This window comes from Natrinema zhouii (genome assembly GCF_013456555.2).
Lineage (GTDB): Archaea > Halobacteriota > Halobacteria > Halobacteriales > Natrialbaceae > Natrinema > Natrinema zhouii.
Genome location: NZ_CP084882.1, coordinates 142,685 through 157,890 on the forward strand (window position 1 = coordinate 142,685; position 15,206 = coordinate 157,890).

Sequence of the window (15,206 nt, forward strand, 5' to 3'; positions counted from 1 at the left end):
TGATGGGAACTGCACCCACCGACGAGACAGCCACCGAACCAGCCTCAGAATCATACGACGAGGACGAGGAGCCTGTTGTCCAGCCGACTGCCACCAGTGATCACACGCCGCCCACACCCGAGTCCGATCTCGAGGTCCTACAAGCACTCGACAAATTCCTTGACGACATCGACACGGACCTTCCAACCGCTCGAGAGCGCTCCCGGGCGCGTGATCACTTCGAGCTCAAGGATCGCCTTGGTGGATCGACAACGACCCAGGAAACACTCAGCTTCGACTACGTCCGGGAGGATGGCATCGCCGTCGACGGTGACAGCTATATCGGCCTCTTGAAAGTCCATCCGCAGAACTGGCTTTCGCTCAGTGAACAGGCCAGACACGACACGATGAGCGCGTACATGTCCTTCCTCATGTCGCTCGAGTTTAGTGTGGCCGTCCCCTGCTACCCGAAAACATTCGACCTTACGGGGCACCTCGAGCGCTTCTACACGGCATCATCGAGTACGACTGCTCGAGAAGAGACGCCGATTCTCCAGTACGGACGGAAGTTCTACATCCAGTGGGCGAGCGACCGGATCACAGACGCTGACCTCAAACAACGCGATTTCTACATCGTCACCCGTGTCGACGCCGACCAAGTCCACAAGAATCTCGACACGGGAAGCGTTCTGAGCCAGCTTGGCGATCTCCCGCTTATCGGCGCTGCCTGCTCGCGAGTACTTGCTCACACGCCGTTCGGCGATTCGCATGAGGACGCACGAACTGAGCTCTGCATTCGCGAAGTGAGACAGCGACAGCGCCGGATTACGAACAAACTCGGCCGGACGGAGGTCTCGATCGACCAGGTAACCGACCGTCAGGAAACCATGGAAATCCTGTACCACTACTACAACCACGTCGACCCGCAATTCGAGCAGTTCAACCAAGCGACCAAGACGGAGGGTGAGTACTGATGGGTTTCCTCTCAGGGCTTCGTTCGCGTCTTACGGGTAGTAAGCACACGCTCAAGGAGATCGATGACGAGACGTTCGACCGGGCAGCAGCGATCGTCGAGGCTAACGGCGACGACCTTACCAAGGAAAACATCCGCGAGCAAGCCGAGCATCTCCTCGAACTCGAGGAGGTCGACGAGGGTGAGTTCCGACTGGGTGTCGTCCAGGATGACACCGAACAGTCGCTTGCCGACCGGGATATCATCGCTCCACGAAAGTTGAAAGAGGTCTCCAACTTCTTCGAATCGGGGTATATGATCCGCAATGACAAGTTCGTCCGTACGCTGACGATCCACGGCTACCCCGAACGCGTCCCCTTAGGTTGGCTTGATGAACTGTATACGACGAACGATCACGTTCGGGTCACTCAACACATCCAGCCACGCGATACTGGGTCGGTTCTCCGCAAGTTGCAGAAACGCCTCACCCAGTTACGGGCTCGTCTCCACAAGAAACACGAGAAGAGCCAAACAGACACCCACGAGGAGGAGGCCGACCGTGACATGGTTCAAGATCTTATCTGGGATATCATCCTCGGGGAGACGAAGTTGTTCGACTTCGCGATCTACATCGAGGTGGTCGCCGACACCGAACAGGAGCTCAACGAAGCAACCGAACGCGTCGTCGATTCACTCAGTACCGCGAACGCAGAAGCAGTCCCCCTCGAGAAGCGCCAGGTCGAATCACAGGACGCACTCGGCCCGCTCGGTGACGATTCGATCAAGTCGACTCAGTTGATGCAGGAGACTGCTATCGGCACGATGTTTCCGTTTATCGAGCCAGTGATCACCGATCCTGAGGGGATCTTCTATGGGTTTGACGCGACTGACACACCCGTAATCCTCGACAGATACGAGCTCTCCTCGTACTCGAAAGCGATTGCGGGCACAATGGGCTCCGGAAAGACGTTCGCCGAGAAACACGAGATGTACCATCGGTTGATGATGGATCCCGAGATCGAGATGCTGGTTCTCGATCCGCTTGCAGACTTCGTCGACTTCGCGAACAATCTTGGTGGGCAAGTGATTCGCTTCGGCGGCGACAACACAGTCAATCCGCTTGAGATCCAGCGCGGTATCGACGACGCTGTGGACGATCCGTTTAAGAAGAAATTGCGCTCGGTGATGGAGCTGTTTCGCATCCATTTCTCGGCGGTGACCGAACAGTCGCTGAGCAAGGAGCAGGAGGGGATCCTGCGGCGGGCCGTCCGACTCGCTTACCTCCAGTACGGCATCACGGAAGAGACGGCGACCCACGAGAACACAAGCCCGACGATCAAGGACCTCCTTGATATCCTCGCGGAAATCGCAGACGGTGGCCTGCCATCGGAATTCCTGGAACTGCACGAGGATGCGAACAACGAGCGAGTGTGGCCCGAGATTGACCAGCTCGAGACACGATTTCGGGATGGTGACGAGCAGTACGCCTATCAATTGCTGCTGGGTCTCGAGGCGTTCCAGAAAGGCGGCGAGAACGACAATCTGACCGGCCGGACGAACGTCGAACTCGACAATCGCTTAGTCGTCATCGACATGTCGATGTTCTCCGACACGGGGCAGGCACCACTGTTTATGCACGTGATGTTCGACTGGATCTACCAGCGAGCGGCCAGCGATCACGACCGCCGGACCCAGGTGACGATCGACGAGGCGCACTACCTGTTGCGGCGGGAGGCGACGACAGATATGATCGATCTGTTCATCCGGCACAGTCGCCACTTCAATACCGCAATCACGCTTATTTCTCAGACTGTTGATGAGTTTATCGCCCAGTCGGACGACCAGACCAAGGAGGCCGCCGAGAAAGCGCGCAACGTCTACAATCTCTGTGATATCAAGCAAATCTTCCACCACGAGTCGGTCAGCAACGAGATGATCGACTTCCACGATCTCACCCCCTCGGAGCAAACGTTCCTGACGACGGCCCAGACTGGCGAAGACGGGGGCTATTCGGAGTTTTTGCTCGAAGTCAATGAGTGGTCGAAACCACTCGCACTCCACGTGAACGACTACGAAGTCTCCGTCCTCGACGATGATCTCGATCCGTGGGAGTATCTCGCCGAGAACCGGTATATCGACGCCGACGACGCCGGATTCCTTGCCGCAGAGGGCCGACTTGATGAGTACGAGATTCCGGAGTCGGTACTCGAGGAGGCGGATCTGGATGAGGTTGACAAGGAGTCTGAGACCGACGAGGCGGTCGTCGAGCACGCCGATCGAGAGCGAGCCGATGTGAAGACCGAATACCACGAAAGAGACATTAGTGAGATTGCTGAGGCCGGTCAAGGAGCAACAGAAGCTGCAGATGAGGGACCGGAGGAACCGCATGAGAAGAGAGCGGCGGATTCTCGTGCTGAAGCTACAGTGGATCAAGAAGACGATCTCACCACGATCACTGGAATCGGCGAGACGTACGCAGGGTATCTCGCCGAAGCGGGTGTCGAGACGGTTGGCGAGCTCGCTGTGGCAGATACCGAGTCACTTTCAGAGGAGATGTCGATCCCGCACACGTTGCTTGACGAGTGGGTCGATGCTGCCAGCACGATGGGTGAACCGGAGACCGCGAGTGGTGACGCTTCTTCGAGCACGGAGGTGACAACCGATGCAGACGACTGAGAAAACCAAGAGTACCCCCAACAGCGACGCTGAATCCCTTGAATGGATCGTTGCAGAGGACGAGCAAGTGAAGCAGGTCTCCGACCTGGACGTGCAGTGGATGGGCACGCCACTGTTTCGAGGCGGCCTTCGGACGTATCTGGCCACACTCGGCTTCGTGGCGGTCGCGCTCGCTCTGGCGACCGAGAGCATCGTCGGGGTCACAACAGGACCGTCGCTCGTCGGACTCGAGCCCTACACGCTCGAGACAGCACTCATCACTGCCGAGATTCCACTCTGGTGGCTGAGTGCTGTCCCCATTCTGGTTGGCCTGGTAGGCGTCGCGATCGGTGTGCGTCCGATTGTTCGGGCGCTTCGCACGACGTACGTCCTCACGTCGGAGAAACTCTACGTCCGCACGCGGGGAATTCGTGGCGATGGATTCACGAAGCTTCACCTCGACCGTGTCGTCGACACCACTTTTCAGCAGTCGCCCATCGGCCAGCTGCTGTCGTATGGCACTGTCACGTTTAGTACGTTCGACCACACGTCGCCCGAAATCCAGTGCTGGGCGATCGAGGATCCAATAGAGCTTCACGAACGAGTGCTCGAGCTTGAGGCGTCCGCTAGCTCGCCGCTCGAGCGTACCCAAGAGTACATCCGAGTCGTCCCATCGACGGGCGAACGAGCGCCACCGGAAGTCATCAACCAGGTCCGTCCCTTGCACGACGTCCGACGAGGTGGGCTGTCGTGGTGGCAACAACTCAACCCGCTTTCGGATCCCGACCCGCTCACGTTCGAGTTTGTGATCTACAGCGACGGGACGGACTCTCCGATCGAATTCTACTACACTTGCGAGCAACACCTGTCCACGCTCTACGATCGGCTCAACTCGGCCTACCCCGACTCCGTGGAAATCGAACGTATGACTGTTGACTTTGCGGAGAAGCTCATCACTCCACAGCAGTACTCGTACGACGAGTTCGAGACTGCCCTCGAGAACGGTACGCTCCAGTGTACGCCCGCGGAAGTCGAGGCGCTCGTTCGTGTTCGTGGCTCCGAACCGACGCTTGCTGATGGAGGAGCGACGACTATGAGCGAGCAGGTCGATCGAGACGAGATCGCCGAAGAGAGCATCAGTACAGAAGGTTCTGAGTCTGATTCCAGTCACCCACTCGGCACGCAACTCCCGAGTGTTGACCTCGATGCACTCCGTGCGAAAGAGAACGCAGAAAACCGCGATCCAGGGTCGCTCACGTTCTCCCTCGAGACGCCAGTCGATACTGGTGAGGGTGTGCTTGCGCGCCCCCATCCGGATGAAGTTGAACCATATGGGTTGCGGTGGACCGGCAGTGGAGATCCGATGGCGGCGATCAAGAAGTTCGATGGGCAGATGGGTGAGGACGATCGGACGAAGGCGAGCTCACACGCGCCGCTGACCGTGCTGATCGATCATTTTGCAAGCACGGATCATCCGATCGTCTTTCAGGCCGCGTTCGAAGGTGAGCCCGATCTGACGAAAGAGGGTGAATACCACATCGACGAAATCGAACAGGGGCGCGAGACGCTGTGGGGTGAAGCCGCCATAGCTCTTGAAGAGCTTCTACGCGGTCCAAAGAATAGCGAATCGTCCTCATCGCGGTCAGAGTCACTCAGTGAATCCCGATCTGAGCGCATCGCTGAGATCAAAAACGAAGACTGGGGACATACGTTCACGACCAACCTGCGGGCGGTGACTGTCCCCACGAACTCGTCTCTGAGCGACACATCCGAAATCGAACACGACCTCCGGAACCTGAGTACCGTGTTCGATCCGCTTGCCGGTGACTACTACAAACTCGAGAGCGAAACCCTCCACGAGAAAGGAGTTCTTGAGCGCAGTCGGCGCAAGCAGTCGCGACGCTGTTTCAATCGGTTTCTCGAGGGTGAGGTCGTCGCTGGTGGGCGGGTGAGCCGCTCCGAACCCGACCTCCATCTCGATCCCGCCGAACTCTGCAACATGGTCATCGTCCCCAGTACCGAGCATCTCACCGACGAGGCGGTCAAAGAGACCCATGCGAATCCCGAAAGCCGCACGACCCTTCCTGGGTTGGACACCGCCCAACGCCGTCAGTATACCACGGGGATGGTCCTCGGTCAGGACGCTAACAGTGCCATTGAGGGGCCGCTTCGGTTACCACCGAACCGTCAGTCGCGCCACTGGTTGCTCTGTGGCGCGACTGGGAGCGGGAAGAGCCAAGTCACATACCACATGTTGCGCTCGCTCGCCGAGACGACACCAGGGCCGAACGTCCTCTTCGCCCCGAAAGGTGACAACATGTGTAAGAACTACCTGATGGCTCACTACAAGAGATTCGGGAATCTCGACGACGTGTACTACTTCCGCGAGCCAGGAACACTGCCAGCCATCTCGTTCTTCGATATTCGATCAGCGCTCGAGGGGAACGATCGGGAGACGGCAGTCAAGGAGAAAGTCGACCACTTCCACGAACTGATGCGGATGATCATGGGAGCGGAGAAGTACGAACAGGCGTTCGTGGCGAACGAAATTCTGACGTTCCTGATCCAAGCGTTGTTCGATCCGAAACACGGTGACGATGTCTTCGGGTTGGATGATCTCGTCGAGGCCGCGACGCGAATGCACCATCATCAGGAGCTGCCAGAGGTTTCGGAGATCAATGCCGACATCCACGACTCACTCGCCGCGCAGTTCGCCAAGGATGAAAACCAGTTCGACACGACGATGGGAGCGGTGATGAACCGGCTGAACAAACTGAAAGAGGACCGCCACCTTCACTGGATGCTTCGACACAAACCCGGGCGCGAAGTCAAATCCACCGGAGACGATCTCTACGGCTTCCACCAGCAGGAGACCCACTTCGACTTCAGTGAGTTCCTCGATGAAGATGTCACCATCCTGTTCGACCTTGGCGATCTCACGCTCGACGCCCAGCGTGGGTTCACCACAGTGATGTTGAGTGATCTGTGGCACTCGATCCAACGACGGCGGCGGACGAACCCTGAGAACGTGGTCAACGTCATCATGGAAGAGGCTGCACCGTTCGTCGCGACTGAACTGGTCGCCGATCAATTGCTCCCCCAGGGCCGATCGTCGGGACTGAGCCTCGGGTTCATTATGCAGTATCCCGAGCAGGTCAAGAAGTACCACAATGGGACCGGTGCATACGAGGAACTGCTGACGGAGGTGCATACGAAACTGATTGGTGATATCTCGATGAAGGACCAGTTCGCGAAGACATTCACGCACGACGAATTGTCTGTAGAGGATGTCCGGAACCGGAACAACCGGATGGCAGCGGGCGAGTGGTTCACGAAACTCGTCTCCCCTGGATTCGGTGAGGATCGGCCAGCGCCGTTGACCTTGCACTCGCCCCCGATCATAACCGGCCACCCAGAAAGCGAGGAGCCGTTGACGGCGGCCGAACAACAACAGTTCGACGAAGAGCTCCTGCCGGAGGTGCTCGAGCGGACTGAGGAGGAGTACGGGTTGTACGTGCCGACCCACGAGGACGCGATGGAGTGGTCGAATTGGAGCGACACAGATCGGCGGGCTGGCGCACCGCCAGCACTGGATGAGGACGAGAGTGAAAAGATGGTAGAGTTCGACGAAAAGAGTGAGGACGCAGAGGGCCAGCAGCCGCTCGAGAAGACCAGCCTTGACGATGGGGCCGACGATCAGCACGATGATCGAGACGATAGCGATCTCACAGCTGAGACAGACGTCAGCGGGATCGATCACGACAGCAATAAAGCGGAGACGCCCGACGACGATCCAGCTGGCGTTGCAAATGGAGCCGCCTTCTTCGATCCGGCCACGGACGAAGAGGAGTGCCCAGTCTCGGACGATGAACTCCGACGGCGTGGGCTCTCGCGAGACGATGCGATCTTCCTCAAACGCGTCCTCGACGCGATGAACCGTGACCGTCCGGGGTACACGCTCTTGGAGGGGATGGGTGAGTTCCAAGAGGACCTTGACGGACTTGATACGCAGATTCTCCTTGAACAGGGGCTCCTCGAGAAGGAGACGGTGAACCGTCACACATACTATACGGTTCTTCCAGCTGGACGAGAGCTCTTAGGTGAGACACTGACTGCTGAGGAAGGGGTCGGTGATCTCGGTGAAAAGACACCGCACAAAGTCGGGGTAGAACTCCTCTGGAACTGGCTCACCGAGTTCGAGGCAGTTGAACAGGTCTACCGATATTATCAGCACACTCCTGAAACGGTCTTCGACATCGCGGCAGTCGACGCTGATGACGAACTGGTGTGGGTTGGAGAGGTTGAGATGGCCTCAAACAACGCTCAAACGATTCTCACCGACTATGACAAGATGGCTTCAGTCGACGCAAACGCAGTCTGGGCATTTCCCTCCCGTCAGGAGGCCCAGCACACGATCGATGTACTTGCTGATTCAGAGCGCCTTCCTGGTCGGCCGAGTGGCCGCTCAGCACGGTCGATTGCAAAAATTATCCCGGTGATCGAAGAGTTCGAAGCCGATGGAATGACAACAGTACAGACATTCCGCACGCTATCTGAGGACGGAGGCCCTTGACGCATGCTTCTGTTGATGGGCCGTTGTGTTTCTGGCATGGATGATGGCTCAGGTTCGCGGCGATCACGATCAAGTGCGTCCCGTTCAACCGAGATACCCCTATGACGTGGAGACAGGCAACTCGCGACGAGGTCTATGCGTACTACACCGAGGAATTCCCCAAGTACGTAGACCAGCTCCCGTCATTTGTCACTCACACAGCACCGAAGGAGTTCGGGATCAGCTTCCGCGAGCGTCATCCCATCCGCAAATCGAAGCGCCCCGATCGCGACTTCATTCGACGGCCGACGTGGCGTACCACCTCAGATGGCGAGCCAGTCTCACAGAACTTCAGCGATTTCGAGGAACTCGTCTCGTTCATCCAATCTCCCGCACGGTACGACCCGTTCCAGGGAAGTGAGTACGCCTTGGCTGATCCCGATCTGCTCGAGAAGAGTGATCCGATTTCGGATGGCGTCTACTACGGGTTAGACAACTGGGACCGACCGTGGATCCTTGCAATCGATATCGATGCGAAAGACATCGCCACAGCACGCGCTGAACGCGAGCTTGACGAGACCGACCTCGAGATCCAATCAGCAGATGCGAGTCGTGACGACGCGTTGCTCGCTGAGTCCGAGATTCGTGACGCCGATCCGAGGGGGTATCCCTACTCGTTCGAGGACATCGACCGTGCGATCGAGTACGGCTTCGAAACACGAGACCTCTTCACGGAGGTGTTTGCTGCCGAGGAGACGATGGTTATCTACTCTGGTCAAGGCGTCCACGTCTACCTGCTCGACGACGATCTTGAATACGGGTACGACGAGAAAAGCCGAGAAGTGCTCAACGACCTCTTGCTCGAGCGTTTTGAGATTCCGATCGATCCGGTTGTGACCGCTGACCGGAGCCGTCTGCTTCGCGTGCCCTACTCGTTGCACGCTGACGTCTGCCGTGTCGTCCAGCCGATCGAGAGCCCGGCCTTCGATCCTCGAACGGGAGCCCGTCCACAGTTCCTTGAAACCGAGCGTGAACTTACCCATGATTGATCCACGAGAGACCGAGCGAGACGCCTACCTCGCTGCAGCGATCCCAACCAACTACACTGACAGAGAGATCGTTCGATTGTTCACCCGCGGGTACGACCGCTACGTCGTCGATAATACACCAGACCGAGAGACGCTGCTTTCGGATCTCGAACAGTTTGGGACTGCTGCGTTCAAGAGCTCCCAGCGCAACCGCCCGCTCGAGTATCCATTCGTCGATGAGCCCGCCACGCTCGTATTGCTGGCTACTCTCAGTACAGTTTGCGTGAGCGAACAACCCCGCTTCGAGGACACACCGCCTCGTCGGAATCAAGTCCTCCACAACATCCGCGAGCTGTTCGCGACCAACCTCCTCGCACTTGTGCATGAGTACGACGATCCATCGCTCTACCAAGAGATGGCTGAGGTCCTCTACGCGAAAGGCCCCAGTCAGGATGGTCCCCACCCGGGTCGCGTTTGTACGGGCGTCAAACCGGTGCCCGAATTCGACGAGGAGGGGACTGCCGATAATGAGTACGATCTCTATGTGGAAATCCCAATGGCAGCTGCCTCTCGAAAGTGTCTCGCGCGAGCATCCACCGAAGCGACGAGTGTCGACGAAACGGGCGAGATTCGAACGCAGGTCAAGAACAATCGTCTCTACGTCCCACTCGACCACCTCCATGACACCTATCGATCGTACGCCAAGCGGTGTTTTGGCCGGCTACAGGCAGTCCAAGAGGATGAACTCGGTGAGCCACAACGCAAGTGGCTTCGAGAGCACGAGACGGCGATCTCCGAGCGTACTGACTACGCCCTCGAGATCGGCCAGTACGAGAAGGTGTGGAAAAATTGGGATCAAGGCGAGCAGGTCGTCCGACTGCTCCAAAATGCGGTGCGAGCGTCACCCCAGACTCAGATCGGCGAGTTTCATACTGCTCAGGAGTTGTCCGACGCGCTCGAGGTATACGAACCAGAAAACGAGAGTGAACGAGCCCAGCTCACACAGCTGTCGACCCCTCGAAGTGTAGGGAACTCGCTTGCAGATCATTCATCGCATCGATCGGTGTCAGTCGATCGGGGTGACCGCGTCAATACGTATCGGATTGGCTACTCGGGCGGTGGATCGCGCCCACTCGAGATTACGGAACTCGAAGACCTGTTTGAACTCCCTTGTATGGCAGCGATGGATGAGCGGCTCCAAGAGGAGAAACCAGTCCGAAAAGACCTCTTCAACCTCGTTCGGATGGTAATGTGGCTTCCGCAGTACCGCGAGAGGCCCGTCGACGCGATTACCGATGAACTCAAAGACCTGTTCAGTCGGTGGCCGTGGTTCGATCCAGAGATCCCCGCCTACCAGATCAAGTACGAAGCCAGGCGGGGCGATCGTGGCATTGGTTCCAAAGGGAACACACCCCTGCCAATGAATTGTAATAATGACGATATGCAACGGTACTGTATCGGCAAAGAGCAGTGCCCCTACTCAATCTATGGCAGCCTCCCATTCCCCGACGACATGTACGACCAACTCGAGCAGACTGACGATTTCTCCTCACACCTATAGCACAAACATTTACAAAGAATCGACCCATCCATAGATCCATTATTTCACCGAACCATCCAACGATTCAAAAATTTACGAATCTACACCTTTCCCATACCTATCTGAAACACTATGTGTACTAATTCCATTTAATTTTGGGTATATAATATCCCGTCGACCACGATCTAAGGCCTGAGACTGCGAAAAAGACTGAATACTGTGATTCTCGCCCCAAACTGTTTCTACAAATGACAATCTATTTTTCTATTCCTATCCAACATAAAACGGCGATATGCTCAATAACGACGGTTTCACCCCTCCGTCGAGCACGTTCTTGAATCCACTCTAAAATTCGAACGCGTCGACCACACCGTTACGCCCTTAGACGAGCCCGACGGGGATATAAAGAGATATAAGATCGTAAAACCGGTCGTGAATGGCGAAAAATCGTCCAAAGGAATGGGGAGGTATGCAGAAACAGAGGTGTGCGCGACGGGTAGTGAGACGTGGAGAGTTCAGAGGGCAAGGGAAGGTGTATGTATCAGAAAATAGAAGTCCGGTCTGGAGGAGTGTGTGGACTCGAGAATGGAGGGATTGAGTTGGGTGTAGAACGGGTGGAAGGTAGAGGCAGTAACAAGGGGGTGGTCGGAAGGGGAATGAGAGAGGAGTGAGAAGCATTTTTAGAACACGATCAGTGGAGAGTGGAGAGCGGTAGAGGGGTGGGAGGGAACGGGGTGAGAGACAAGGTAATAGATGTGAGAAAAAGTTGCAAAGAGAGCAGAATGTGAGGAGCCAATAGAGAAAGAAGAGGGGTGGGAGAAGTAGAGAGAGGATGGTGCTCGTGGTGAGAGGGGGAGAAGAGAGGGAGGTGCAGAGAACGAGTGAAGGGCGGAGATCAGGGTGGAGTGTGGTGATCGGAGTGGAGGGGCAGAGGATTGGAGCAGGGGACTGGAGATGAAGCTGAGGAGAGGTGAGAGTGGGAGGAACGTACAAGCTAGGAGCCAGGCCGTGACCGGGGAGTTTGGGGGGAGCTCGAGGATAGGGATAGAGTGGACCTGGAGGGGAGGTAGTACAGTGTGGGTTGCTCTCCTCGAGGGGAGAATGTGGCCGTGGGCGAGGACGTCGACAGGGAGGTGGTACTCGAGGGTGGTGGTGAGGGAAGAGCAGCTAGGAGGACGTCAGGGTAGATGATCGTGATGGTGATGTACGTAGAGTGGCAGGGAAGACGTCAGGCTAGGTGATCGCGACGGCAGTGTTGTTCACCCACCTGAGAGGGGTGAGTCGGGATATGAGCTGGACTGACCAACACCAGACGGAAGAGGCAGAGGACGACGACCAGATCCTGAGCGAGGAATTCGACGACTGGGTTCGAGAAGGAGCAGCGCTAGGTGAGGAAGACGAACCGGAGGCAGACCAAGCTGATACCACAGTGGACGAAGCCGGGAGTACAGCCGAGGATAGTGAGGAGAGCAGTGAGGTTGAATCGGCCGGGGCAGCATCGATGGGATCGGGTACTGTCTCGAGGCAGGGATCGGACGAGCCGCTGATGATGAACCAGTGCCCGCGGTGTGACGGTCGCGAGTTCGTTTCGAAGAAGCTCGTGTACGAGGAGTTCCACTACAGTGAGGAGGGCACGCTCGAGGGGCACCAGAACAACGTCCGGGCAGAGTTCGAGTACACGTGTCTCGAGTGTCAGGAACGGTTCCACGAATTACCGAGGAGTGCGCGATCGTACTATACGGAAGTGGCGGTGCTACGGCAGGATCTGCGGCGAGCGATTCGGGTGCAGGTGCGGGCGTGGGCCGGTTCGATGAGATCCTGGATCGGGAAGCCGTACAGAAGGTAGGGAATCGGTGCGGTTTGAGTGAGAGGGAGGACGAGAGTGGTGAGATGAGGGAGGTGAGTATGGAGGGACGACGGGCGGACCGCCCCGCACAGTACCGCCCTCCCACGGTCACCCGCCCACCTCCAGGTTCCAGGCTGCTCGCTCGCTCTCTTCGAGCTCGCTGTGCTGCCGGGCTTTCCCCAGTGTAAGGTGTCATAGGTTCTCTCAAAGATTGGTTTCACCCCAGACTCCAGTGAATCAGCTGGTATGTAGGTAGGCGTATTGAACGCTCTCTGCATAAGTTGGCTAAAACGACAATATGTAAGAAAGTACTTATAACTTGTAAGGCCAGGTAATCTCAAATACAGGTTGAAGACCAGCACCCGCTGTTCAACCAAGATGTTGGAACGTTCCAGGCCAAGGTTGTAAACCATTTTGTCGGATCATTTTTAAGTGTTCGGACAATATAGTTTACAAAGATGCTCTCGAAGACCGGATTCGAAATTTTTGACGTGCTGTGTTCTGCGCGAGAAGCGACTGCGAAAGACCTCGCAGCAGAAACCGGGCACAGTCGGAAGCAGGTCTACCGCGTCGTTGATAACTTACTCGAAGTCGGGTTGGTAGACGAGTCCCGGCGTCATCGTAATCAACGCGTCGTACGTGCAACCGATGATCCGGTGGTCGAAGCCTACCGGCACCTCACATCGAAGCTCGGCCACGTGGACTGGCCAGAACTCCTCTCACCAGCAACGATCCGCGTCTGCTGGTATCTCGATGAACCCCGCCGCGTCACGGCAATCGCTGACAGATTAGGAATCACGCGGCAAGCCGTTCACAAAGCCCTGACACCACTCAAGAACCGAGCGATGTTAGCCCCATCCGGCCCAGACTACGCCCTCACCGACGATCTCCAACCGTTACGTGACTTCGCTCAGGAAGTCGTGACACATGAGCATCGAACACGAGCTCGAAAACTCGCCCCCAGCGCGACCATAGCGTGGTGCGATCCGAAACGCGCACTCGCCCAGGTTCAGACTTCGGAAAACACTGACGCACTCCAACAGGCTTCTGAGTGGGACACGACTGGCTTAGCAGCGTTCTACGCGTATGACCTGCAATTCTTCCTCGCCGGTGAACCAGCATTCTGGTACGCGCCAGATGACCAACTCACGCCTGCGGACATCGTCTGTCACACACTCGTTCTTGAGGCGGGCGCTCGACGAGTGAGTTACGCGATGCTTCTCATCGAACAGGAGCAGATCCCCGAAGACGACTTACTTGAGACCGCGTCATGGTACGGGATTGAACCGCTGATTGAACGAATCTACCAGTTCATCAAGGGCGACTTCGCCACGACCGATGATGTGGGAAACAGCATCCCGAGTGGTCAGGAGTACGCCGCATTGAAAGAACAGTACGGGGTTGCGTAAGATGACCGTGTTTAGTGGTAGTGAAGCGATCAAGGAGTTCCTTGATGAGTTTGACGAGTGGCTTTCAGAACCGGTTGACGTGTACTTGTTGGGCGGGTCCGCAATGACTATCCATGGGTTAAAAGACCAGACCGAAGACATTGACCTCGCGCTCGCCGTGACCACCGAATTCGAGCACGCTTACCAAGCGCTTCAACACCACGGATTCGAGGTGATCGGCGAACCAACCGAATCGTTCGACGGTGTGGGGAAAACGGTCGAACTTCGCCACCCGGACCGAGGGTTCCGCGTTGACCTGTTTGAGCGGCAAGTCGTCGGCAAGGTTCGAATCACAAACCGAATGCATGGCCGAGCAGACGAGTTCTGGACCGGCGAGCACGCCCAAGCGTACGTACTCGCTGACGAGGACATGTTCCTGCTAAAAGCTGTCTCAGGCGGTGACTTAGGGAGCGGAAGGCGGCGGGATATTGAGGATATGCGAATCTACGCACAACGCGGCTTGGCGTACGAAACAATCATCGAAGAAATAGAGGAACAACGCCCGTTCAACACTGGCTCGACTGAGGCACGGCACATCCGCGATCGCTCTCATCCGTTGTTCGCCATCGAAACTGCGGTTCATTCACTCTCAGGTCTGCCGACAGCATTCACGACGCGTATCAGTGCATTCGCAACCGAATTCGAAGTTGAGTATTTCGTTCTGGGAGCGATTGAGGACGGTTTGCACGAGAACGAAGGGATTCAAGACGCTGTTCTCTCGAACGTGCAGACGCTTTCAGATAACGAGCAGCAAGCCGTCTCAGAAGCGGCTGACCGGCTCATCGAGAAGCAGATTGTTGAACCAGACAACGGTTCACTTTATCCAAAACACTCAGCGTAGGGTTCAGAAACCGACGAGTATAGTGTCCTGATAGACTTTCTAAGCGCGTGCTTCCGGCGATAGTTGCCACGCATACTGAACCCCGAAAGTATCCACGCCGAGGTCGTTCAGTCCGACGGCGTTCATTGTCTGTTTCATCTCGTGGATGGCGCCTTTATCGTACGAGAATTCAGAGGAGATATTTGATAGGCTCACCCACCGGTACCCATCCCGCTCACGTTCTCGGTCAGTTGCTACAACCAAGAATACATGCACGGTCTTCTCTACCGGCGCAGCACCACCGTACCGGTAACTGTATTGTACGGTGTACGTCGTGAGCTCCAGTCCTTGATCGCAGGACACTTCTCAACAAGTTCTTGTCCTGT

General features: G+C 56.7%; 8 protein-coding genes. All 8 read left to right on the forward strand.

What is annotated here, in order from left to right:
- Nucleotides 1-2: 2 nt before the first annotated feature.
- The 8 genes from HYG81_RS38270 to HYG81_RS38305 all read left to right on the forward strand — a co-directional run bounded on the left by HYG81_RS38270 (nucleotide 3) and on the right by HYG81_RS38305 (nucleotide 14,841).
- Nucleotides 3-953, forward strand: coding sequence for a TraC-like domain-containing protein (locus HYG81_RS38270; protein WP_226777850.1), 951 nt, complete (start codon nucleotides 3-5; stop codon nucleotides 951-953).
- Nucleotides 953-3,607, forward strand: coding sequence for a helix-hairpin-helix domain-containing protein (locus HYG81_RS38275; RefSeq protein ID WP_226777851.1), 2,655 nt, complete (start codon nucleotides 953-955; stop codon nucleotides 3,605-3,607). The genes HYG81_RS38270 and HYG81_RS38275 overlap by 1 nt, the downstream gene beginning before the upstream one ends.
- On the forward strand, nucleotides 3,594-8,159 hold the full coding sequence (locus HYG81_RS38280) for a PH domain-containing protein (RefSeq protein ID WP_226777852.1): 4,566 nt from the start codon (nucleotides 3,594-3,596) through the stop codon (nucleotides 8,157-8,159). The genes HYG81_RS38275 and HYG81_RS38280 overlap by 14 nt, the downstream gene beginning before the upstream one ends.
- Nucleotides 8,160-8,260: 101 nt before the next feature.
- A complete protein-coding gene (locus tag HYG81_RS38285) occupies nucleotides 8,261-9,187 on the forward strand; it encodes a bifunctional DNA primase/polymerase (RefSeq protein WP_226777853.1) in 927 nt (308 codons plus the stop codon).
- On the forward strand, nucleotides 9,180-10,727 hold the full coding sequence (locus tag HYG81_RS38290) for a primase-associated protein (RefSeq protein WP_226777854.1): 1,548 nt from the start codon (nucleotides 9,180-9,182) through the stop codon (nucleotides 10,725-10,727). The genes HYG81_RS38285 and HYG81_RS38290 overlap by 8 nt, the downstream gene beginning before the upstream one ends.
- 1,267 nt (nucleotides 10,728-11,994) lie before the next feature.
- Nucleotides 11,995-12,552: a hypothetical protein gene (locus tag HYG81_RS38295; protein ID WP_226777855.1), complete on the forward strand. Its 558-nt coding sequence runs from the start codon at nucleotides 11,995-11,997 to the stop codon at nucleotides 12,550-12,552.
- 458 nt (nucleotides 12,553-13,010) lie between these two features.
- Nucleotides 13,011-13,961 carry a helix-turn-helix domain-containing protein gene (locus HYG81_RS38300; protein ID WP_226777856.1) on the forward strand — a complete coding sequence of 317 codons (951 nt, stop codon included), beginning with the start codon at nucleotides 13,011-13,013 and terminating at the stop codon, nucleotides 13,959-13,961.
- A 1-nt stretch (nucleotide 13,962) separates the two neighbouring features.
- Nucleotides 13,963-14,841 (forward strand): hypothetical protein, encoded by an 879-nt coding sequence (locus HYG81_RS38305; RefSeq protein ID WP_226777857.1) that lies wholly within the window; start codon nucleotides 13,963-13,965, stop codon nucleotides 14,839-14,841.
- Nucleotides 14,842-15,206: the final 365 nt, after the last annotated feature.